Below are 22688 nucleotides of genomic sequence, written 5' to 3'. Positions count from 1 at the left end.
TACTCCTTGGGCGGGAGGGGGCGTGATCCCCACTCGTCCTTGGGGAGGAGCACATCGGGGCCCGAACAGTGCGGTAATGGAGTCATGAACCGTACTGTGGTTCATGTTGGAGAGCTGCAGCCGAGTCCGTCAGAAGGGGGCGCGCGAAGCCCATGAGCGGTGTGATGAAGCGTATGGGGATGATCTTCCGCGCGAAGGCAAACAAGGCCCTCGACCGGGCCGAGGATCCGCGCGAGACCCTCGATTACTCCTACCAGAAGCAGCTGGAGCTCCTGCAGAAGGTGCGCCGGGGCGTCGCCGACGTGGCGACCTCCCGCAAGCGCCTCGAACTGCAGCTGAACCAGCTCCAGGGCCAGTCCGCCAAGCTGGAGGACCAGGGCCGCAAGGCGCTGGCACTCGGCCGTGAGGACCTGGCGCGCGAGGCGCTGTCCCGGCGGGCGGCGCTGCAGCAGCAGGTCAGCGACCTGGAGGTGCAGCACCAGACCCTGCAGGGCGAGGAGGAGAAGCTCACCCTCGCCGCGCAGCGGCTGCAGGCCAAGGTCGACGCCTTCCGCACCAAGAAGGAGACGATCAAGGCGACGTACACGGCCGCCCAGGCGCAGACCAGGATCGCCGAGTCCTTCTCCGGCATCTCGGAGGAGATGAGCGACGTCGGCCTGGCGATCCAGCGCGCCGAGGACAAGACCGCCCAGCTGCAGGCGCGGGCCGGAGCGATCGACGAGCTGCTCGCCTCGGGCGCGCTCGACGACCAGTCGGGTCTGGCCAAGGACGACATCCAGGCCGAGCTCGACCGGCTGTCCGGCGGCACGGACGTCGAGCTGGAGCTCCAGCGGATGAAGGCCGAGCTGGCCGGCGGACCGTCGGCGCAGCAGCAGGCGATCGAGGGCGGCAACGGCAGCGCCCAGAGCCAGAACCAGCAGCAGTCCCAGCCCCGCTTCGACAAGCAGTAGGCGACCGGAAGAGGACGCGTCATGATCGTGCGGATCATGGGGGAGGGCCAGTTCCGGCTGGCCGACGGCCACTTCGCCGAGCTGAACACGCTCGACGACGAGCTGCTCGCAGAGATGCAGTCGGGGGACGAGGCCGGCTTCCGGCGCACGCTGGGCGCGCTGCTGGACGCGGTGCGGCGGCTCGGCGAGCCGCTGCCGGACGACGCCCTCGAACCCTCCGAACTGATCCTCCCGGCTCCTGACGCGACCCTCGACGAGGTCCGCCAGATGCTCTCCGACGACGGCCTCATTCCGGGCTGACGCCCCGCGGGCGAACAGGCCGCCCGGGCCGGGACCACCACCTCGGCCCGGCCCCGCCGGCCCTGCCCGGCCCCGCCGGCCCTGCCCGGCCCCGCCGGCCCTGCCCGGCCCCGCCCGGCCCTGCCCGGCCCTGCCCGGCCCCGCTGGCCCGCCCGCCCGGCCCCGCCCGGTCAAGCCCTTCCCCGGCCCCCGCGTGCCGCTGTGGGCCGAGGCGACGCCACGGGCTCCGTCGCACCCCGTACCGTTCTCCGGGTGACGACCGACCGCACCCTTCTCTCCCGGAGCCGGGAACGCCTGCGGGACCACCCCCTCGCCTTCGACACGGCGCTGGCGTTCTGCGTGCTCGTGGCGATGGTCATCGCGTCCTTCACCGACCCGCAGGGGAGTCCCGACGGGCCGACGTTCGGGGACCGGTCACCCAGTGGCACCGCGGTGGTGGTGATGCTCGTCGGGGCCGTCGCGCTGGTGTTCCGGCGCCGGCAGCCGATCCCCGTGCTCGTGTTCACGACGACCGTGTCCTTGGTCGCGCTCCTCGGCGACGAGCGGCCCGCGCCCGTGGCCATGGCCGCCGTCGTGGCGCTGTACACCGTCGCCTCCCGTACCGACCGGCCCACCACCTGGCGGCTCGGGCTCGCGACCATGGCCCTGCTGACCTGCGCCGCCATGCTCTTCGGCCCCACGCCCTGGTACGCGCAGGAGAACCTGGGCGTCTTCGCCTGGACGGGGATGGCCGCGGCGGCCGGGGACGCGGTGCGCAGCCGCCGGGCGTTCGTGGACGCCATCCGGGAGCGCGCCGAGCGGGCCGAGCGGACCCGTGAGGAGGAGGCCCGGCGCCGGGTGGCGGAGGAGCGGCTGCGGATCGCCCGCGATCTGCACGACGTCGTCGCCCATCACATCGCCCTGGTCAACGTGCAGGCCGGCGTCGCCGCCCACGTCATGGACAAGCGGCCCGACCAGGCCAAGGAGGCACTCGCGCACGTCCGCGCCGCCTCCCGCTCGGCCCTGGACGAGCTGCGCGCCACGGTCGGGCTGCTGCGCCAGTCGGGCGACCCGGAGGCGCCGACCGAGCCCGTGTCGGGCCTCGCCGTGCTGGACGACCTGCTGGGCACCTTCCGCAGCGCCGGGCTCCCGGTCGAGCTGGCCCGCACCGACGGCGGCAGCCCGCTGCCCGCGGCCGTCGACCTCGCCGCGTACCGGATCATCCAGGAGGCGCTGACCAACGTGCGCAAGCACGCGGGCCCCGACGCCCGGGCCGAGGTGAGCGTCCTGCGGGTGGGCCGCACCGTGGAGGTCACCGTGCTCGACGACGGCCCGCCGCAGACGCCGCCCGTGGACGTGGACGGCGGCGGCCACGGCCTGATCGGCATGCGCGAGCGGGTGACCGCCCTCGGCGGCACGCTCACCGCCGCACCCCGCTACGGGGGCGGCTTCCGCGTGCAGGCGATACTGCCCGTGACCGGCCGCACGGGGGAGGACGAGGCATGACGGAGACCGACGGCACAGCGGAGTCGCCACGGCCCATCAGGGTGCTGCTCGCCGACGACCAGGCCCTGCTGCGCAGCGCCTTCAAGGTCCTGGTGAACTCCGAGCCCGACATGGAGGTCGTCGCCGAGGCAGCCGACGGGGCGGAGGCGGTGGCCCAGGCCCGCGCCACCCGGGCCGACGTGGTCCTGATGGACATCCGGATGCCGGGCACGGACGGGCTGGCCGCGACCCGCATGATCACGGCTGACCCGGAGCTGTCCGACGTGCGGATCGTGATGCTGACGACCTTCGAGGTCGACGAGTACGTGGTGCAGTCGCTGCGCGCGGGGGCCTCCGGGTTCCTCGGCAAGGGCGCGGAGCCGGAGGAGCTGCTCGGCGCCATCCGCGTCGCGCACGCGGGGGAGGCGCTGCTGTCCCCGGCCGCGACCAAGGGCCTGATCGCCAGCTTCCTCGCCCAGGGCGGCGGCGCCGACCTCGAGGACGGGACGGGACCGGCGTACTCGGAGCGCCTCACGGCGCTGACCGCGCGCGAGCGCGAGGTCCTGGTCCTCGTGGCGGGCGGCCACTCCAACGACGAGATCGCCGAGCGCCTCGACGTCAGCCCGCTGACCGTCAAGACCCATGTGAACCGGACGATGGCGAAGCTGGGCGCCCGGGACCGGGCCCAACTGGTGGTCACGGCCTACGAGTCCGGACTGGTACGTCCAAGGGTGGAGTGACCCGGGGGTCCGGCGTACTCCAGACGCGGTATGCGCGGCATAAGGATTTGGGCCCGGGGGCCGAGGATCGGGCCCTTCCCGTGGCTGATCGTATAAGCGGACACCCCTGGGGGCCCCTGAGGGTGTCCGGCCGCCGAGTACGCCACAGAAGAGAGTCCCCATGTCCTGGCTGTCCAGATTCAGCCTCGCGCAACGGGCCCTGATCGGGCTGATGTCCCTCGTCGCGCTGCTCTTCGGAGCCATCGCGATCCCGCAGTTGAAGCAGCAGCTGTTCCCCTCGATCGAGCTCCCGATGGTCTCGATCCTCGCCCCGTACCAGGGCGCCTCGCCCGACGTGGTCGAGAAGCAGGTCGTGCAGCCGCTGGAGAACAACCTCAAGGCCGTCGACGGCATCAAGGGCATCACGTCCACCGCCTCCGAGGGCAGCGCCGTCATCATGGCCAGCTTCGACTACGGGGACGAGGGGACCAAGCAGCTCGTCGCCGACGTCCAGCAGGCCGTCAACCGGGCCCGGGCCTCGCTGCCCGACTCGGTCGACCCCCAGGTGGTGGCCGGTTCCACCGACGACATCCCGACCGTCGTCCTGGCCGTCACCTCGGACAAGGACCAGCAGGCCCTCGCCGACCAGCTGGAGCGCACCGTCGTCCCGGTCCTGGAGGACATCGACGGAGTCGCCCAGGTCACCGTGGACGGTGTGCAGGACCTCCAGGTCTCCGTCACGCCCGACGACCGCAAGCTCGCGGCGGCGGGCCTGACCTCGATGAAGCTCGCCGAGGCGATCAGGAACGGCGGCGGCACGATGCCCGCCGGCGCCTTCTCCGAGGCCGGCAAGAGCCGCACCGTCCAGGTCGGCGGCGGCTACACCTCGCTGCGGCAGATCGAGGACCTGCGGATCAAGCCCGAGCGGGGCAGGGCGGTCCGCCTCGGCGACGTCGCCACCGTCGAGCAGGAGGAGTCGCGCCGCGTCTCCATCACCCGCACCGACGGCAAGCCCAGCCTCGCCGTCATGGCCACCATGGACAAGGACGGCAGCGCCGTCGCCATCTCCGACGCGGTCAAGGACAAGCTGCCGGAGCTGCGCAAGGACCTCGGCGCGGGCGCCGAGCTGACCGTGGTCTCCGACCAGGGTCCGGCCGTCGCCAAGTCCATCTCCGGGCTCACCACGGAGGGCGCGCTCGGCCTGCTCATGGCCGTCCTGGTCATCCTGGTCTTCCTCGCCTCGCTGCGCTCCACCCTGGTCACCGCGGTCTCCATCCCGCTCTCGGTCGTCCTGGCCCTGATCGTGCTGTGGACCCGTGACCTGTCGCTGAACGTGCTGACCCTCGGCGCGCTCACCATCGCCATCGGCCGGGTCGTCGACGACTCGATCGTGGTCCTGGAGAACATCAAGCGGCACCTCGGCTACGGCGAGGAGCGCGAGGCCGCGATCGTCACGGCGGTCAAGGAGGTCGCGGGCGCGGTCACCTCCTCGACGCTCACCACCGTCGCCGTCTTCCTGCCGATCGGCCTGGTCGGCGGCATGATCGGCGAGCTGTTCGGCTCCTTCAGCCTGACCGTCACGGCGGCCCTCCTCGCCTCGCTGCTGGTCTCGCTGACGGTCGTCCCGGTCCTCTCGTACTGGTTCCTGCGCGCCCCCAAGGGCACCTCGGAGGACCCGGAGGAGGCCCGCAGGCTGGCCGAGGAGAAGGAGACCAGGAGCCGGCTGCAGCGCGCGTACGTCCCGGTGCTGCGCTTCGCGACCCGTCGCCGCCTCACCAGCCTGGCCATCGCCCTCGTGGTCCTGGTCGTCACCTTCGGCATGGCGCCGCTGTTGAAGACCAACTTCTTCGACCAGGGCGAGCAGCAGGTCCTCACGGTCAAGCAGAAGCTGGCGCCCGGCACCAGCCTCTCCGCCTCCGACGAGGCCGCGAAGAAGGTCGAGAAGGTCCTCGCCGGCACCAAGGGCGTCAAGGACTACCAGGTCACCGTCGGGTCCTCCGGCTTCATGGCGGCCTTCGGCGGCGGCACCGGCTCGAACCAGGCCTCCTTCCAGGTGACCCTGGAGGACTCAGCCTCGTACGAGGAGACCCGCGACGCGATCGACGGGGCCCTCGGCAAGCTCGACGGCATCGGCGACACCACGATCGCGGCCGGTGACGGCTTCGGCAACCAGGACCTGAGCGTCGTCGTCAAGGCCGGCGACCCGGCCGTCCTGAAGAAGGCCTCGGAGCAGGTCCGGAACGCGGTGGCGGAGCTGAAGGACGTCACCGACGTCCAGAGCGACCTGTCCCAGTCGGTGCCCCGGATCTCGGTGAAGGCCAACGCGAAGGCCGCCGACGCGGGCTTCGACGACACCACCCTCGGTCTGATCGTCTCGCAGGCCGTACGCGGCACCCCGGCCGCCAAGGCGACCCTGGACGACACCGAGCGGGACGTCCTGATCACCTCGGCGAAGCCGGCCACGACCCTGGCCGAGCTGAAGGCGCTGCCCCTGGGCCCCGTCACGCTGGGCGACGTCGCCACCGTCGAGCTGGTGCCCGGCCCGGTCTCGATGACCCGGATCGACGGCGCCCGCGCGGCGACGATCACGGCCAAGCCGACCACGGACAACACCGGCGAGGTCAGCGCGGCGCTCCAGACGAAGCTCAACGGCCTCGACCTCCCGGAGGGCGCCACCGCCACCGTCGGCGGTGTCTCCGAGGACCAGGCCGAGGCGGCGAGCAGCATGGCCCTGGCGATGCTCGCGGCCGTCGCGATCGTCTTCATGCTGCTGGTCGCGACCTTCCGGTCGCTGGTCCAGCCGCTGATCCTGCTGGTCTCCATCCCGTTCGCGGCGACCGGCGCCATCGGCCTGCTGGTCGCGACCGGCACGGCCATGGGCGTCCCGGCGATGATCGGCATGCTGATGCTGATCGGCATCGTGGTCACCAACGCGATCGTCCTGATCGACCTGATCAACCAGTACCGGGCCCAGGGCCTGGGCGTGGTCGAGGCGGTGATCGAGGGCGGCCGGCACCGGCTCCGTCCGATCCTCATGACGGCCCTGGCGACGATCTTCGCGCTGCTCCCGATGGCGCTCGGCGTCACCGGCGAGGGCGGCTTCATCGCCAAGCCGCTGGCCGTGGTCGTGATCGGCGGTCTGATCACCTCGACGCTGCTGACCCTCCTGCTCGTCCCGACGCTCTACGCGATGGTGGAGCTCCGCAAGGAGCGCCGCGCGAAGAAGAAGGCGGCGAAGAAGAAGGCGAAGAAGGGCGACGGCACGATCAACCCGGAGCAGCCGGACGTCACCCCGGCGGACGCCACGCTCCTGGACGCCCTGGACCTGTGATCCGTACGGCATGACGAAGGGGCGCCCCGCACTCGTGGGGCGCCCCTTCCGTGTGTCCGTACCGATGAATCGTTACGGCAGAGCCAGCATCCGCTCCAGGGCGAGCTTGGCGAAGGACTCGGTCTCCTTGTCGACCTGGATCTGGTTGACCAGGTTGCCCTCGGCCAGGGACTCCAGGGTCCACACCAGGTGCGGCAGGTCGATCCGGTTCATGGTCGAGCAGAAGCAGACCGTCTTGTCGAGGAAGACGATCTCCTTGTCCTCGGCGGCGAACCGGTTCGCCAGGCGGCGGACCAGGTTCAGCTCGGTGCCGATGGCCCACTTCGAGCCGGCCGGGGCCGCCTCCAGGGCCTTGATGATGTACTCCGTGGAGCCCACGTAGTCCGCCGCGGCCACGACCTCGTGCTTGCACTCGGGGTGGACGAGCACGTTCACGCCCGGGATGCGCTCGCGCACGTCGTTGACCGAGTCCAGGCTGAAGCGGCCGTGCACCGAGCAGTGGCCCCGCCACAGGATCATCTTCGCGCCGCGCAGCTCCTCGGCGGTCAGGCCGCCGTTCGGCTTGTGCGGGTTGTAGACCACGCAGTCGTCCAGGGACATGCCCATGTCGCGGACGGCGGTGTTGCGGCCCAGGTGCTGGTCCGGCAGGAAGAGCACCTTCTCGCCCTGCTCGAAGGCCCAGTCCAGGGCCTTCTTCGCGTTCGACGAGGTGCAGATGGTGCCGCCGTGCTTGCCCGTGAAGGCCTTGATGTCGGCGGAGGAGTTCATGTACGAGACGGGCACGACCTGCTCGGCGACACCGGCCTCGGTCAGCACGTCCCAGCACTCGGCGACCTGCTCGGCGGTGGCCATGTCGGCCATCGAGCAGCCCGCGGCGAGGTCCGGCAGGACCACCTTCTGGTCGTCGGTGGTCAGGATGTCCGCCGACTCGGCCATGAAGTGCACGCCGCAGAAGACGATGTACTCGGCCTCCGGCTTGGCGGCCGCGTCGCGCGCGAGCTTGAAGGAGTCGCCGGTGACGTCGGCGAACTGGATGACCTCGTCACGCTGGTAGTGGTGCCCGAGGACGAAGACCTTGTCCCCGAGCTTCTCCTTGGCGGCGCGGGCGCGCTCGACCAGGTCGGGGTCGGACGGCGACGGCAGGTCGCCGGGGCACTCCACGCCGCGCTCGCTCTTGGGGTCGGCCTCCCGGCCGAGCAGGAGAAGGGCGAGCGGCGTCGGCTGGACGTCCAGGGGCTGGGCGGTGGTCACGTCACGCACCCTTTCTACAGTGAGCTCGACAAGCCTTTTCGTCTAAATGACGCTATCTATCATAACCGGTTCACGTCACTTTGACGATGTCCATAGTGTCGATGTGACGAATTCGCCTTCCGCGTCTGTGGACACGGTGTGCGAGCATGAAAGGGAAAGACACGCCTCGGCCCGGAATGAATCCGCGGCCCCGCCGGTTGCAACCGTCGGCAAGCAGTCTCCGTACCAACCCGGGAGAGAAGCAGATGTCCGTATCGGACGAGAAGACCACTGTCAGCGACGGCATCCTCCTGTCCGACGCCGCCGCGGCCAAGGTCAAGGCCCTGCTCGACCAGGAGGGCCGTGACGACCTGGCGCTGCGCGTCGCCGTTCAGCCCGGTGGCTGCTCCGGCCTGCGTTACCAGCTGTTCTTCGACGAGCGCTCGCTCGACGGCGACGTCGTCAAGGACTTCGACGGCGTGAAGGTCGTCACCGACCGCATGAGCGCTCCCTACCTGGGCGGCGCCTCGATCGACTTCGTCGACACCATCGAGAAGCAGGGCTTCACGATCGACAACCCGAACGCCACGGGCTCCTGCGCCTGCGGCGACAGCTTCAGCTAGGCCTGAGGCTCCCCGGAGCCCGACGCACGCGTGAGGGCGGCACCCGGATCCCCGGGCGCCGCCCTCACGCGCGTTCAGCGCCGAGGCGGGCTCACTGCCGCGGCACGGCCTGGTCGCTCGCCCCGTCCACCACCGGCCGGTCGCCCAGCGGTGCCTGCAGGGTCACCGTCCTCGTGACCTCGAGGGCGATCATGATGCAGGCCCGGCCCGGTTCCGTCGGCGTCTCCTTCACCCGCACCACGACCTGCCGCGCGGACTCCTCGGCCGTCACGGTGTACGTGCTGCACGCCCCGCCCCAGAACGTCACCGACAGCTTCCGGCCGCTCGCGTCCGTCGTGAACGAGGAGATCTGCCGCACGGGAGCCGTGCCCTGGTTCGGCGTCGGCGTGGGGGAGGGGGTCGGCTTCGCCGGCGGCACCAGGTACTTCGCGTCCACCGCCGTCCGCACCACCGTGTAGGGCCTGCTGCCGGGCGCCTCGCCGCGGGCCGTGAACAGCCACGCCGGCACGAGCGCCTGCTCGCCGTCCACGTACTGCGCGGCCAGACCGAAGACCGCGCCCGTGACCGCCACCTCGTGCGGCGGCGCGGGGTCCACCACGACCTGACAGGGTGCGTCCGGATTTCCGCCCGGCTTGCCGCCGGGGCGCTCCGCCGTGCCCGCCGGCGGGTCGGTGGCACAGCCGCCGATCCCGATCGGCCCGGCGCCCTTCGCGTCCTCGTTCAGCTCGGCCAGCGCCTTCTTCGCGCCGATCACCGGATACGTGTCGCCCTTCGCGGGCTCCTTCAGCCGGCCGCTGCCGGCCACCAGGGAGCCGTCGGGGCCCACGTGGATCCCGGTCGACCAGCCGTACGTGGGCAGGCCGCCCACCACCGGATCGGCGTTGACCACCCGCTCCGAGCCGTTCATGACCTGGCGCGCGTCGAGCTTCGCGTCGTCCTGGCCGATGGCCTTGAGGACCGGCGCCACGGCCGCCTTCGCCGCCGCCTCGCCGACCGGGGAGCCGCCGCGCGAGGGCTTCGCCTCACCGGGCGGCGGACAGGCCTTGCCCTTCAGGCAGGTGTCGCCCACCGGGCCGCCCTCGTACCGGCTGAAGGTCCAGCTGCCCGGCGCCTTCGCCGACACGTCCAGGCGCAGTCCCGAGCCGTCCTTCTCCGGGGCCAGCTGCCACACCTCGCCCACCAGCCGAGGGGTGCCCGTGAGGCCGAGGGCCGTTGCCAGCCGGGTCACCTCTGCCGCGGTGACCCGGCCCTCGGGCCGGTGGACCGCGGCCGAGGAGGGCCCAGGGGGGAGGGGGCCCTTGGCCTTGTAGACGGTCCCGGCGGGATCACCGCCCGGGTCGGGTTCGCCCGGTGCGATCCCCGTACCGCCACCCTGCTCGCCCAGGCGCAGCGGCGGGGGAGCGGCGGGCGCGTCCTGCACCGCGCTGTCGCCGCCACCGCCGTCACCCGAGGCCGTGGCGGCGTAGTACACGCCCCCACCGCCCACGAGGAGCACTCCCGCCGCCACCGAGGCGACCAGGAGCGGACCGCGCTTCCTGGGCCCGTTCTCCGTACTGCTGCTCACCGCGCGCTCCTCCAGACCGTGGCATCCCTGCGGAAGACACCCCTGGGACGGGAGCGGCGCGCGATCGGTTCCGTGTGCGGTGTCCTCAGACTCCGTACTCGGAGGTGGCCGCGATCAGCCGGGCCGAATCGGCCGGCACGTCCACGCCGTGGATCAGCGCGGGGGACACGGGGGCGGCCACCGGCTCGGACGGGATCACCCAGTGCGGGGCCATCCGCGCGCTGTCTCCGCACAGCTCGGCGAGGCTGAACTCGGACTCCTGGGGCTCACGAGGAGCGGGGTACTGGGTCATGGCGGCACCGTACGCACGCTCCGCCTTCGGAGAAAAGCCCTACTCTGGGGTAGTTTCCCCTGTTCGGCTTCCGCGCTCGCAGCCGGTAGCGTGAACTGTCAATGCCGTCATCCCCGCAGGAGCGCCCAGCCGTGCGTATCGCAGTCACCGGCTCCATCGCCACCGACCACCTCATGACCTTCCCGGGCCGGTTCGCCGACCAGCTCGTGGCGGACCAGCTCCACACGGTCTCCCTGTCGTTCCTCGTCGACAACCTCGACGTGCGCCGGGGTGGCGTCGCGGCGAACATCTCCTTCGGCATGGGACAGCTCGGCGGCAGGCCGATCCTGGTCGGCGCGGCCGGCTTCGACTTCGACGAGTACCGCGCCTGGCTCGACCGGCACGGCGTGGACACCGGTTCCGTCCGCATCTCCGAGGTCCTGCACACCGCCCGCTTCGTGTGCACCACGGACAAGGACCACAACCAGATCGGCTCCTTCTACACCGGCGCCATGAGCGAGGCCCGGCTCATCGAGCTGAAGGCCGTCGCCGACCGCGTGGGCGGCCTCGACCTGGTCCTCATCGGAGCCGACGACCCGGAGGCCATGCTGCGCCACACCGAGGAGTGCCGGACCCGCGAGATCCCCTTCGCGGCCGACTTCTCGCAGCAGATCGCGCGCATGGACGGAGAGGAGATCCGCACGCTGCTCGACGGTGCGACCTACCTCTTCTCGAACGAGTACGAGAAGGGCCTCATCGAGTCGAAGACCGGCTGGACCGAGCAGGAGATCCTCGGCCGCGTCGGCCACCGGGTCACCACCCTCGGCTCGCGCGGCGTGCGCATCGAGCGGGTCGGCGACGACCCGATCGAGGTCGGCTGCCCGGACGAGGAGGCCAAGGTCGACCCGACCGGCGTCGGCGACGCCTTCCGGGCCGGCTTCCTGACCGGTCTCGCCTGGGGCGTCGGCCTGGAGCGCGCCGCCCAGGTCGGCTGCATGCTCGCCACCCTGGTGATCGAGACCCTGGGCACCCAGGAGTACACCCTGCGCCGCGCCAACTTCATGGAGCGCTTCACCAAGGCGTACGGCGACGAGGCCGCCGCCGAGGTCCAGGCCCACCTCGCCTGACGCCCTCGCGGCCGCCTCGCGAGGCCCGGGCCCCGTGGCCCGGCCGTCGAGGACCTGTACGCCGGAGCCCCGGGCCGCGCGCCCGGGGCTCCGGCGCGTCCCGGCGGGCCGGACGCCGTCCCGCGGGCGTCCGGAACGCGCCGCTCGCCGCACCGCGTGCGTCGTCCGGACTACGCCGCCCGCCGCACCACGTACGCCGTCCCGCCCTTCGGGGACGGCTCCTCGCCCACGTACTCCTGGCCGCGCATCTCGCACCAGGCCGGGATGTCGAGCCGGGCCGCCTCGTCGTCCGAGAGGACGGTGACGGTGCCGCCCACCGGCACGTCGCCGATCACCTTGGCCAGCTCGATGACCGGGATCGGGCAGCGCTTGCCGAGGGCGTCGACCACGAGGGCGTCCGGCGCGCCGGACGCCGTGGCGGCCGGGTGCGGGGCGCCGAGCCGGTCGCGTACGGCACCGACGACGCCCGGCAGGACCGTGAGGAAGCGGTCCACGTCCTCCTCCGAGGTGCCCGCCGGGAGCGACACGCGGACGTTGCCCTCGCTCAGCACTCCCATCGCGCGCAGCACATGGCTGGGTGTCAGTGTCGAACTCGTGCACGACGAACCGGACGAAACGGAGAAACCCTCCCGGTCCAGCTCGGCCAGCAACGTCTCCCCGTCGACATAGAGACAGGAGAAGGTGACGAGATGGGGGAGCCGGCGCACCGGGTCGCCCACCACCTCCACGTCCGGCACCAGCTCCGGCACCCGCGCCCGGATCCGCTCCACCAGCCCCCGCAGGCGCGCCGCTTCGGCCGCCGCCTCCGCCCGTACGGCGCGCAGCGAGGCGGCCGCCGCCACGATCGCCGGCAGGTTCTCGAAGCCGGGGGCCCGACCCGACTCCCGCTCGTCCGACGGGCCTTGCGGGGCGAACCGGACACCCTTGCGCACGGCGAGCAGACCCACCCCCGCGGGGCCGCCCCACTTGTGCGCGCTCGCCGCGAGCAGCGACCAGCCCTTTGGCACCGGCCCCCAGCCGAGCGACTGCGCCGCGTCCACCAGGAGCGGCACCCCGGCCGCCCGGCAGGCCGCCGCGACCTCGGCCACCGGCTGCTCGGTGCCCACCTCGTGGTTGGCGGACTGCAGGCAGGCGAGCGCGGTACGGGAGTCGAGGGCCGCCGCGAAGGCCGCCGGGTCGACCGCCCCGGTCCGCCCCACCGGCACCTCGGTCACCGTCCCGCCGGCCGCGGCGAACGCCTCGCCGGCGTGCAGCACGGAGGAGTGCTCGACCGCGGACACCACGAGCCGGTCCCCGACACGCCGACGGCCCGCGAGCGCCCCGGCGATCCCGGCGTGAACAGCGCGCGTCCCCGAAGGGGTGAAGACGAGCTCGTCCGGGCGGCACCCCACGGCCTCCGCCGCGGCCTCCCGCGCCGCGTCCAGCATCAGCCGGGCCCGCCGCCCCTCCCGGTAGAGCCGGGCGGGATCCGCCCAGCCCTCGTCCAGGGAGGCGAGCAGCGCCTGGCGGGCGACGGGGTGCAGCGGAGCCGCGCTGGCGGCGTCGAAGTACGGCATCCGCCCACGGTAGAGCCTGCTGCGTAAGGGCCCGTCAGAAGGCCCGCCCGCACGGCCGATCGGCCCCCCGGAAGCCGCCCGCGGAACGAAGGAGTCCACCCCTTCGGGGACTCGGACGGCGCGTTGGGCACCCTCCCCGCGCGACCCCAAATAGCGTCCAGTAGGGTTTGGTCCGCATAAACATCCAAACCCCTGCCCGCGGCCGGGGCGGCGACCGACCAGCGAGACGGACGGCCGTGGCCGACCAACGCGGGCCGAGACTCTCGGGAAGGCGCTACGTGAGTCCCAACGGCTCCGACCGCTCGTCGCGGCGCCCGATGCGGCGGAAGCTGCCGCAGGTGCTGACTGCGGGCCTGATCCTGGCGACAGCCACCGGCTGCTCGTACAACTGGGAAGACTTCCCCCGCCTTGGTATGCCCACCCCGGTGACGGAAGAGGCTCCCACGATCCTCTCCCTCTGGCAGGGCTCGTGGGCGGCTGCGCTCGCCACCGGCGTCCTGGTGTGGGGCCTGATCCTGTGGGCCACCATCTTCCACCGGCGCAGCCGCACCAAGGTCGAGGTACCTCCGCAGACCCGTTACAACATGCCCATCGAGGCGCTGTACACGGTCACCCCGCTCATCATCGTCTCGGTGCTCTTCTACTTCACCGCGCGCGACGAGTCGAAGCTCCTCTCTCTTGCTCCCAAGCCCGCCCACACCATCAACGTGGTCGGCTACCAGTGGAGCTGGGGCTTCAACTACATCGAGAACGTGCCCGGTGTGCCCGGCGACGCCCAGAAGGCTCCGAACCTCGCGGCCATTCCGGACAAGTACAAGGACGACTTCCCGGCGAACGCCGGTGGCGTCTACGACGCCGGCATCCCGGGCGACCGGAACCCGCAGACCGGCAACCCGGGTCCGACCCTGTGGCTGCCCAAGGGCGAGAAGGTCCGTTTCGTCCTGACCTCGCGTGACGTCATCCACTCCTTCTGGGTGGTCCCCTTCCTCATGAAGCAGGACGTCATTCCGGGTCACACCAACGCCTTCGAGGTCACCCCGACCCAGGAAGGCACCTTCCTCGGCAAGTGCGCCGAGCTCTGCGGTGTCGACCACTCCCGGATGCTCTTCAACGTCAAGGTGGTCTCCCCGGAGCGCTACCAGCAGCACCTGAAGGAGCTGGCGGAGAAGGGGCAGACCGGCTACATCCCGGCTGGCATCGAGCAGTCGGACCCGGCCAGGAATGCGGAGACGAACAAGCTGTGAGCATTCTCAACGAACCCCACGGGGCGGCCGCGGCTGAGGACTCGTACGAGAACGAGCTCCCGGTACGCCGCAAGCAGCCCGGCAACGTCGTGGTGAAGTGGCTGACGACCACCGACCACAAGACCATCGGCACGATGTACCTGGTCACGTCGTTCGCCTTCTTCTGCATCGGCGGTCTCATGGCGCTCTTCATGCGCGCCGAGCTGGCCCGTCCGGGTACGCAGATCATGTCGAACGAGCAGTTCAACCAGGCGTTCACGATGCACGGCACGATCATGCTGCTGATGTTCGCGACGCCGCTGTTCGCCGGTTTCGCGAACTGGATCATGCCGCTGCAGATCGGCGCGCCCGACGTGGCGTTCCCGCGGCTGAACATGTTCGCCTACTGGCTGTACCTCTTCGGCTCGATCATCGCCGTGGCCGGCTTCCTCACCCCGCAGGGTGCCGCCGACTTCGGCTGGTTCGCCTACTCCCCGCTGTCGGACGCCGTCCGCTCGCCGGGTGTCGGCGCGGACATGTGGATCATGGGTCTGGCCTTCTCCGGCTTCGGCACGATCCTCGGTTCGGTCAACTTCATCACCACGATCATCTGCATGCGCGCTCCGGGCATGACGATGTTCCGCATGCCGATCTTCACCTGGAACGTGCTGCTGACCGGTGTCCTGGTCCTGCTGGCCTTCCCGGTCCTGGCGGCCGCGCTGTTCGCCCTGGAGGCGGACCGCAAGTTCGGTGCCCACGTCTTCGACGCGGCCAACGGCGGCGCCCTGCTGTGGCAACACCTCTTCTGGTTCTTCGGACACCCCGAGGTGTACATCATCGCCCTGCCGTTCTTCGGCATCATCTCCGAGGTCATCCCGGTCTTCAGCCGTAAGCCGATGTTCGGCTACATCGGTCTGGTCGCCGCGACGATCGCGATCGCCGGTCTGTCCGTGACCGTGTGGGCGCACCACATGTACGTCACCGGTGGCGTGCTCCTCCCGTTCTTCTCCTTCATGACGTTCCTCATCGCCGTTCCGACCGGCGTGAAGTTCTTCAACTGGATCGGAACGATGTGGAAGGGCTCGCTGTCCTTCGAGACCCCGATGCTGTGGGCCGTCGGCTTCCTGATCACCTTCACCTTCGGTGGTCTGACCGGCGTCATCCTGGCCTCGCCCCCGATGGACTTCCACATCTCCGACTCGTACTTCGTGGTGGCGCACTTCCACTACGTCGTCTTCGGCACCGTCGTGTTCGCGATGTTCTCCGGCTTCCACTTCTGGTGGCCGAAGTTCACCGGCAAGATGCTGGACGAGCGCCTCGGCAAGATCACCTTCTGGACGCTGTTCATCGGCTTCCACGGCACGTTCCTGGTGCAGCACTGGCTGGGTGCCGAGGGCATGCCGCGCCGTTACGCGGACTACCTGGACGCCGACGGCTTCACCACGCTGAACACGATCTCGACGATCTCGTCGTTCCTGCTCGGCATGTCGATCCTGCCGTTCTTCTACAACGTCTGGAAGACCGCCAAGTACGGCAAGAAGATCGAGGTCGACGACCCGTGGGGCTACGGCCGTTCGCTCGAGTGGGCGACGTCCTGCCCGCCGCCGCGGCACAACTTCCTCACCCTGCCGCGGATCCGTTCCGAATCCCCGGCGTTCGACCTGCACTACCCGGAGATCGCGGCTCTCGACCAGCTCGAGAACAAGCCTCACGAGGTGGCGGCCCTCAGCGGCGGCAAGGAGGCCGGCAAGTGAAGATCCAGGGCAAGATGTTCATCTGGCTGAGCGTCTTCGTCCTCGCCATGGCAGTGCTCTATGGCGTGTGGTCGAAGGAGCCGGTCGGTACGACGGCGCTGTTCCTGGCGTTCGCCCTCTGCATCATGATCGGCTACTACCTGGCCTTCACGGCCAAGCGGGTCGACGCCATGGCGCAGGACGACAAGGAGGCCGACGTCGCGGACGAGGCCGGCGAGGTGGGCTTCTTCGCCCCCCACAGCTGGCAGCCGCTCTCGCTGGCCGTCGGCGGTGCGCTCGCCTTCCTCGGTATCGCGATGGGGTGGTGGATCATGTACTTCTCCGCCCCGCTGATCCTGGTCGGCATCTTCGGCTGGGTGTTCGAGTTCTACCGCGGTGAGAACCAGAACCAGTAGCAGCACCCCGCAACACCCCGAGGGGCCCGGTCACTTCGCAGCCGAGGTGACCGGGCCCCTCGTTTGCATGCGCTCGGCGCGCCGGGTGCGAGGAATGTTCTTAGCGTGAGGTCATGAACGACACGCCGCGCATTCGGACTGTTCCGATCTGCACTCTTCTGGCCCTCACCGTCGCCGCGGGCGCCACCGCGTGTGCGGGTTCCGGGGACCATCCGCTGTCGGCGAGGCCCTACGACGCCGCGGACGAGATCTCCTTCAACGCGCCCGCCGAGGGGAAGAAGGCCGACCCCGAGAAGCCCCTGGAGATCAGCGTCAAGGGCGATGACGGGCGCATAGCCGACGTCACCGCCACCGACGAGTCGGGCCACCACCTGGCCGGCGAACTGACCGCCGACGGGCACAAGTGGCGCTCCACGGCGGCCCTGGCGGCCGGCGCGCGCTACACCGTCCGGGTGGCCACCGAGGACGAGGACGGGGCTCCAGGCGCCCGTACGTTCACGTTCGAGACGGCACCGGCGAAACGGGCGCTCACCGCCACCTTCGGCCCGCAGGCGGGCACGTACGGCGTCGGCCAGCCGATCACCGCCGAGCTGAGCCTCCCGGTGAAGGACCGGGCGGCCCGCGCGGTCGTCGAACGGGCCCTCAAGGTCCGCTCGGCACCCGCCGTCGAGGGCTCCTGGTACTGGGTGGACGACAAGAAGCTGCACTTCCGTCCGAGGGAGTACTGGCCCAGCGGCGCGTCCATCAGCGTCACCGGCAACCTGGACGGCCTCAAGGTCGGCGACAAGCTCTACGGCGGTGCCTCCAAGCCGCTCAAGCTCACCATCGGCGACCGCATCGAGGCCGTCGCGGACGCCGGCTCGCACTACATGACGGTGCGCAAGAACGGAGAAGTGATCAACACCATTCCGGTGACCACCGGGAAACCGGGCTTCTCCACCCGGAACGGGATCAAAGTCATACTCGGCAAGGAGTACTACGTACGGATGCGGGGCACCAGCATCGGCATAGCCGAGGGCAGCTCGGAGTCCTACGATCTGCCCGTCTACTACGCCACACGGGTCACCTGGAGCGGTGAATACGTGCACGCCGCCCCGTGGTCCGTCGGCTCCCAGGGCGTCGCCAACGTCAGCCACGGCTGTGTCGGCATGTCGACCGAGAACGCGGCCTGGTTCTACGAGACCGTCCGCCCCGGAGACATCGTCAGCGTCGTCAACAGCTTCGGCGACACGATGGACACCTTCGGCAACGGCTTCGGCGACTGGAACCTGGACTGGGGCAAGTGGCGCCAGGGCAGCGCCCTGGTGGCGGACGGCGGGAACGCGACCGTCACCGAGGACGCCAAGGCCCGTCTGCGGCCCTCCATCTAGGCCGGGATGCGCCTAGGAGGCGATCGACAGGCGCGAACGCAGCAGGGACGCCAAGGACGCCGCGAACTCGACCGGTTCCACCGGAAGGGTGACCGCGGCGTCCGCACGGCTCCACGTGGCCAGCCAGGCGTCCTGCGGGCGGCCGATCAGCAGCAGGACCGGCGGGCACCGGAAGACCTCGTCCTTGATCTGGCGGCACACGCCCATGCCGCCCGCCGGCACCGCCTCGCCGTCGAGCACGCACACGTCGATGCCGCCCTCGTCCAGCGCCGCCAGGACCGCGGGCAGCGTCGCGCACTCGACGAACTCGACCGGGGGAACATCGGCGGCGGGCCTGCGCCCGGCCGCGAGGCGGACCTGCGCGCGAGTGTTCGCGTCGTCGCTGTAGACCAGGACCGTGGCGCTCGACTGCATCGTTCCTCCGTGAAGGTGGTCGGTCGTTGCGCGGATGCTACTCCGGTCCACACCCCGTCAACACCCGTTCAACACCTGTTCGAAGGGTGCCGGAACCCCCCTCCGATGGGCCGTTCGGGCAGGACACGCGCCCCGGACACTCCGAACGGCACCCCCCGGAGTGAGGGCGGGATAAGCGACCGACATAATGTCGGTCGTGGCGACAGTAACGACAGTAGAAACCGGGCACGCGCACCCGTCGGTCAATCGACCGAACCTCACCAGCGTCGGAACCATCATCTGGTTGAGCTCCGAGCTGATGTTCTTCGCGGCCCTCTTCGCGATGTACTTCACCCTGCGATCCGTGATGGGCGCGGAGTTCTGGACGGAAAAGGCCGACGCCTTGAACCTTCCGTTCTCCGCGACGAACACCACGATCCTGGTGCTCTCCTCCCTCACCTGCCAGCTCGGCGTCTTCGCCGCCGAGCGGGGCGACGTGAAGAAGCTCCGGACGTGGTTCATCATCACCTTCGTGATGGGCGCGATCTTCATCGGCGGCCAGGTCTTCGAGTACACCGAGCTGGTCAAGAAGGACGGCCTCTCGCTGTCCTCGGACCCGTACGGCACGGTGTTCTACCTGACCACCGGCTTCCACGGCCTGCACGTGACGGGCGGTCTCATCGCCTTCCTGCTGGTCCTCGGCCGGACGTACGCCGCCAAGAGGTTCACCCACGAGCAGGCAACCGCCGCCATCGTCGTGTCCTACTACTGGCACTTCGTCGATGTCGTCTGGATCGGCCTCTTCGCCACGATCTACTTGATCAAGTAATCGGGCTCCGCCTCCGGGCGGAGACACATCCAGCAAGCATCGACGCAGAAGATCCTGACACCGGGGTAATCCGTGAAAAAGCTCTCCGCACGACGACGCCATCCGCTGGCGGCGGTCGTCGTCCTACTCCTCGCGCTGGCGGCAACTGGGGGGCTGTACGCCGCGTTCGCGCCCGCGGGCACGGCGCAGGCCGATGAAACCGCCCAGTCCCTCGCCATCGAGGAGGGCCAGAAGCTCTACGCCGTCGGCTGCGCCAGCTGCCACGGAACCGGCGGTCAGGGCACCTCTGACGGCCCGTCCCTGGTCGGCGTGGGCTCGGCGGCCGTGGACTTCCAGGTCGGCACCGGCCGTATGCCGGCGCAGCAGCCCGGCGCCCAGGTCCCGAAGAAGAAGGTCATCTACTCGCAGGCCGAGATCGATCAGCTCGCGGCGTACGTGGCCTCCCTCGGCGCCGGACCGATCACGCCGAAGGCCGGCCAGTACAGCCCTGAGGGCGCCGACATCGCCAAGGGTGGCGAGCTGTTCCGCTCCAACTGCGCCCAGTGCCACAACTTCACCGGTGAGGGCGGCGCGCTGACCTACGGCAAGTACGCCCCGAACCTCGAGGGCGTGGACCCGAAGCACCTCTACGAGGCCATGCAGACGGGCCCGCAGAACATGCCGTCCTTCCCCGACACCACGCTGCCGGAGAAGCAGAAGAAGGACATCATCGCCTACGTCCAGGCCGTGAACAGCGACAAGGCCGACAACCCGGGTGGTCTCAAGCTCGGTGGCCTCGGCCCCGTCAGCGAGGGTCTGTTCGCGTGGGTCTTCGGTCTGGGTGCGCTGATCGCAGTTGCCGTCTGGGTCGCGGCCCACACCGCTAAGGCCAAGAAGTCATGAGTACCCAAGAGAATCCAGAAGAGAACCTGCCGACCGAGCAGGCCACCGCGCACGGCGCGGTGAAGGTCGCCGACGACCCGTTCGCCGACCCGGGCCTCCCGCCCCACAAGCCGCGCATCCAGGACATCGACGAGCGCGCAGCTCGCCGGTCCGAGCGCGCGGTCGCGTTCATGTTCACGCTGTCGATGCTGGCCACGATCGGCTTCATCGCCTCGTACGTGATCTTCCCGGTCGACAAGATCGTGTACATCTGGCCCTTCGGCCGGGTGTCCGCGCTCAACTTCGCCCTGGGCTGGACCCTCGGCGCGGCCCTGTTCTTCATCGGCGCGGGCGCGGTCCACTGGGCCCGCACCCTGATGTCCGATGTCGAGGTCGCCGACGAGCGTCACCCGATGGAGGCGACGCCCGAGGTCAAGGCCAAGGTCATGGCGGACTTCGCGGCCGGTGCCGCCGAGTCCGGCATGGGCCGCCGCAAGCTGATCCGCAACACGATGTTCGGCGCGCTGGCCCTGGTGCCGCTCTCCGGCGTGGTGCTGCTGCGTGACATGGGTCCGCTGCCCGAGAAGAAGCTGCGCTCCACCCTGTGGGCCAAGGGCAAGCTGCTCATCAACATGAACACCAACGAGCCGCTGCGTCCCGAGGACGTCGCGGTCGGCTCGCTGACCTTCGCGAAGCCCGAGGGCCTCGAGGAGCACGACCACGACTTCCAGGTCGAGATCGCCAAGGCCGCCCTGATGATCGTCCGGATCCAGCCGGAGGACATCAAGGACAAGCGCGAGCTCGAGTGGTCGCACGACGGCATCGTCGCCTTCTCGAAGATCTGCACCCACGTCGGTTGCCCGATCTCCCTGTACGAGCAGCAGACGCACCACGTGCTCTGCCCGTGCCACCAGTCCACCTTCGACCTGTCGGACGGCGCCCGCGTCATCTTCGGCCCGGCCGGCCACGCCCTCCCGCAGCTGCGGATCGGCGTGAACGACAAGGGCTTCCTCGAGGCGCACGGCGACTTCGACGAGCCCGTCGGTCCTGCCTTCTGGGAGCGCGGATGAGCACTGTGACCAATACGCAGAAGAAGGCGCCCGCCGGTGAGCGGATCGCCGACTGGGCCGACGGCCGCCTGGGGATCTACACGCTGGCCAAGGCCAACATGCGGAAGATCTTCCCGGACCACTGGTCCTTCATGCTGGGCGAGGTCTGCCTCTACAGCTTCCTCATCATCATCCTGACGGGCGTCTACCTGACGCTGTTCTTCCACCCGTCGATGAACGAGGTGGAGTACGTCGGACCGTACGTCCCGCTCCAGGGACAGCTGATGTCCGAGGCGTTCAACTCGACCATGCACATCTCCTTCGAGGTGCGCGGTGGCCTGCTCATCCGGCAGATCCACCACTGGGCGGCGCTGATCTTCCTCGCCGGCATGTTCGTGCACATGATGCGCGTGTTCTTCACCGGCGCGTTCCGCAAGCCGCGTGAGATCAACTGGCTGTTCGGCTTCCTGCTGTTCTTCCTGGGCATGTTCACCGGCTTCACCGGTTACTCGCTCCCGGACGACCTGCTCTCCGGCACCGGTGTGCGCTTCATGCAGGGCGCGATCCTGTCCGTCCCGATCGTCGGCACCTACCTGTCGATGTTCCTCTTCGGCGGCGAGTTCCCCGGCGGCGACTTCGTCGCGCGCTTCTACTCGGCGCACGTGCTGCTGCTCCCGGGCATCATGCTCGGCCTGGTGGTCGCGCACCTCATCCTGGTGTTCGTCCACAAGCACACGCACTTCGAGGGCCCGGGCCGCACGAACAAGAACGTCGTCGGCATGCCGCTGCTGCCCGTGTACATGGCGAAGGCCGGAGGGTTCTTCTTCCTGGTCTTCGGCGTCATCGCGGTCATCGCGGCGATCGCCTCGATCAACCCGATCTGGGCCATCGGCCCGTACCGCCCGGACCAGGTGTCCACCGGCGCCCAGCCCGACTGGTACATGGGCTTCGCCGAGGGCCTGATCCGTGTCATGCCGGGCTGGGAGATCAACCTCTGGGGCCACACCCTGGTCCTGGGCGTCTTCATCCCGCTGGTGATCTTCCCGGTGGTCCTGGCGGCCATCGCGGTCTACCCGTTCATCGAGTCCTGGATCACGGGTGACAAGCGCGAGCACCACATCGCGCAGCGCCCGCGCAACGCTCCGACGCGCACCGCCTTCGGTGTCGCCTGGATCACCGCGTACATGGTCATGCTCATCGGTGGTGGAAACGACCTCTGGGCGACCCACTTCCACCTGTCGATCAACTCGATCACCTGGTTCGTCCGGATCTTCTTCTTCGCCGGCCCGGTCATCGCGTTCGTCGTCACCAAGCGGATCTGCCTCGGCCTGCAGCGCCGCGACAAGGACAAGGTGCTGCACGGCCGCGAGTCCGGCATCATCAAGCGCCTGCCGCACGGTGAGTTCGTCGAGGTCCACCAGCCGCTCAGCCAGGGCGAGCTGCACCGCCTCACGGCGCACGAGCAGTACGCGCCGGCCGAGCTGCCGCCGGCCGTCGACGAGAACGGCGTGGAGCGCAAGATCGGCCGGATGCAGAAGCTCCGGGTCAAGCTCAACAGGGGCTACTACGGCGAAGACAACCAGATCGCCAAGCCCACCGTCGAGGAGTACAAGGAGATCCAGAGCGGCCACGGCCACCACTGATCACCTCGACCTCCTGACGTAGGTCGCCACGGCGAG

General features: G+C 70.0%; 20 protein-coding genes. 15 read left to right on the top strand and 5 right to left on the bottom strand.

The annotated features are described in order from the left end of the window. Window positions 1–152: 152 nt before the first annotated feature. The 5 genes from AB0M16_RS27185 (at window position 153) to AB0M16_RS27165 (ending at window position 6764) form a co-directional block, all read left to right on the top strand. The gene (locus AB0M16_RS27185; RefSeq protein WP_365347349.1) at window positions 153–950 is read left to right on the top strand and encodes a PspA/IM30 family protein; all 798 of its coding nucleotides are present in this window, start codon (window positions 153–155) and stop codon (window positions 948–950) included. 21 nt (window positions 951–971) lie between these two features. Beyond that, window positions 972–1250 carry a hypothetical protein gene (locus tag AB0M16_RS27180; RefSeq protein ID WP_365347347.1) on the top strand — a complete coding sequence of 93 codons (279 nt, stop codon included), beginning with the start codon at window positions 972–974 and terminating at the stop codon, window positions 1248–1250. Window positions 1251–1502: 252 nt separating this feature from the next. Beyond that, entirely contained in the window at window positions 1503–2735 is a 1233-nt protein-coding gene (locus AB0M16_RS27175; protein ID WP_365347345.1) for a sensor histidine kinase, read from the top strand. Beyond that, the gene (locus AB0M16_RS27170) at window positions 2732–3454 is read left to right on the top strand and encodes a response regulator transcription factor (RefSeq protein WP_365347343.1); all 723 of its coding nucleotides are present in this window, start codon (window positions 2732–2734) and stop codon (window positions 3452–3454) included. The genes AB0M16_RS27175 and AB0M16_RS27170 overlap by 4 nt, the downstream gene beginning before the upstream one ends. A 160-nt stretch (window positions 3455–3614) precedes the next feature. Next, the gene (locus tag AB0M16_RS27165; protein WP_365347341.1) at window positions 3615–6764 is read left to right on the top strand and encodes an efflux RND transporter permease subunit; all 3150 of its coding nucleotides are present in this window, start codon (window positions 3615–3617) and stop codon (window positions 6762–6764) included. Window positions 6765–6836: 72 nt separating this feature from the next. On the opposite strand, the gene nadA is transcribed toward AB0M16_RS27165, so the two are convergent. Further along, entirely contained in the window at window positions 6837–8024 is a 1188-nt protein-coding gene (nadA, locus tag AB0M16_RS27160; RefSeq protein ID WP_365347339.1) for a quinolinate synthase NadA, read from the bottom strand. A gap of 236 nt (window positions 8025–8260) precedes the next feature. Here nadA and AB0M16_RS27155 point away from each other — a divergent pair, with 236 nt between their 5' ends. After that, window positions 8261–8617 carry an iron-sulfur cluster assembly accessory protein gene (locus AB0M16_RS27155; protein WP_018848827.1) on the top strand — a complete coding sequence of 119 codons (357 nt, stop codon included), beginning with the start codon at window positions 8261–8263 and terminating at the stop codon, window positions 8615–8617. A gap of 91 nt (window positions 8618–8708) precedes the next feature. Here the strand turns inward: AB0M16_RS27155 and AB0M16_RS27150 are convergent, their stop codons facing one another. Beyond that, entirely contained in the window at window positions 8709–10181 is a 1473-nt protein-coding gene (locus AB0M16_RS27150; protein WP_365347337.1) for a hypothetical protein, read from the bottom strand. An 85-nt stretch (window positions 10182–10266) separates the two neighbouring features. Continuing rightward, window positions 10267–10473 carry a hypothetical protein gene (locus tag AB0M16_RS27145; RefSeq protein ID WP_365347335.1) on the bottom strand — a complete coding sequence of 69 codons (207 nt, stop codon included), beginning with the start codon at window positions 10471–10473 and terminating at the stop codon, window positions 10267–10269. Between the two features lie 131 nt (window positions 10474–10604). Between AB0M16_RS27145 and AB0M16_RS27140 the strand changes: the two genes are divergently transcribed. Next, entirely contained in the window at window positions 10605–11579 is a 975-nt protein-coding gene (locus AB0M16_RS27140) for a carbohydrate kinase family protein (protein ID WP_365347333.1), read from the top strand. A 170-nt stretch (window positions 11580–11749) separates the two neighbouring features. On the opposite strand, the gene AB0M16_RS27135 is transcribed toward AB0M16_RS27140, so the two are convergent. Next, entirely contained in the window at window positions 11750–13135 is a 1386-nt protein-coding gene (locus AB0M16_RS27135; RefSeq protein WP_365347331.1) for an aminotransferase class V-fold PLP-dependent enzyme, read from the bottom strand. Between the two features lie 278 nt (window positions 13136–13413). On the opposite strand from AB0M16_RS27135, the gene coxB reads away from it, so the two are divergent. From coxB to AB0M16_RS27115, 4 genes are all read left to right on the top strand, one after another. Further along, window positions 13414–14379, top strand: coding sequence for a cytochrome c oxidase subunit II (gene coxB / locus AB0M16_RS27130; RefSeq protein ID WP_365347329.1), 966 nt, complete (start codon window positions 13414–13416; stop codon window positions 14377–14379). Beyond that, window positions 14376–16112: a cytochrome c oxidase subunit I gene (gene ctaD, locus AB0M16_RS27125; RefSeq protein ID WP_365347327.1), complete on the top strand. Its 1737-nt coding sequence runs from the start codon at window positions 14376–14378 to the stop codon at window positions 16110–16112. Before coxB ends, ctaD begins: the two co-directional genes overlap by 4 nt. Next, window positions 16109–16507, top strand: a complete 399-nt coding sequence (locus AB0M16_RS27120; RefSeq protein WP_365347325.1) for a cytochrome c oxidase subunit 4 — start codon at window positions 16109–16111, stop codon at window positions 16505–16507. Before ctaD ends, AB0M16_RS27120 begins: the two co-directional genes overlap by 4 nt. A 113-nt stretch (window positions 16508–16620) precedes the next feature. Continuing rightward, window positions 16621–17877, top strand: coding sequence for an Ig-like domain-containing protein (locus AB0M16_RS27115; protein ID WP_365347323.1), 1257 nt, complete (start codon window positions 16621–16623; stop codon window positions 17875–17877). A gap of 12 nt (window positions 17878–17889) precedes the next feature. Here the strand turns inward: AB0M16_RS27115 and AB0M16_RS27110 are convergent, their stop codons facing one another. After that, complete coding sequence (locus AB0M16_RS27110; RefSeq protein ID WP_365347321.1) at window positions 17890–18291, bottom strand: hypothetical protein; 402 nt, start codon at window positions 18289–18291, stop codon at window positions 17890–17892. Window positions 18292–18478: 187 nt separating this feature from the next. Between AB0M16_RS27110 and AB0M16_RS27105 the strand changes: the two genes are divergently transcribed. The 4 genes from AB0M16_RS27105 (at window position 18479) to AB0M16_RS27090 (ending at window position 22652) form a co-directional block, all read left to right on the top strand. After that, entirely contained in the window at window positions 18479–19099 is a 621-nt protein-coding gene (locus tag AB0M16_RS27105) for a heme-copper oxidase subunit III (RefSeq protein WP_356064572.1), read from the top strand. Window positions 19100–19171: 72 nt separating this feature from the next. Further along, the gene (locus AB0M16_RS27100) at window positions 19172–19981 is read left to right on the top strand and encodes a c-type cytochrome (protein ID WP_365347319.1); all 810 of its coding nucleotides are present in this window, start codon (window positions 19172–19174) and stop codon (window positions 19979–19981) included. After that, window positions 19978–21030 (top strand): Rieske 2Fe-2S domain-containing protein, encoded by a 1053-nt coding sequence (locus AB0M16_RS27095; protein WP_365347317.1) that lies wholly within the window; start codon window positions 19978–19980, stop codon window positions 21028–21030. Before AB0M16_RS27100 ends, AB0M16_RS27095 begins: the two co-directional genes overlap by 4 nt. Next, window positions 21027–22652 carry a cytochrome bc complex cytochrome b subunit gene (locus tag AB0M16_RS27090; protein WP_365347315.1) on the top strand — a complete coding sequence of 542 codons (1626 nt, stop codon included), beginning with the start codon at window positions 21027–21029 and terminating at the stop codon, window positions 22650–22652. Before AB0M16_RS27095 ends, AB0M16_RS27090 begins: the two co-directional genes overlap by 4 nt. The last annotated feature ends 36 nt before the right edge of the window (window positions 22653–22688 follow it).

This window comes from Streptomyces sp. NPDC051921, assembly GCF_040680975.1.
In the GTDB taxonomy this organism is placed as follows: domain Bacteria; phylum Actinomycetota; class Actinomycetes; order Streptomycetales; family Streptomycetaceae; genus Streptomyces.
This window is presented reverse-complemented; position numbering and strand designations above follow the sequence as displayed.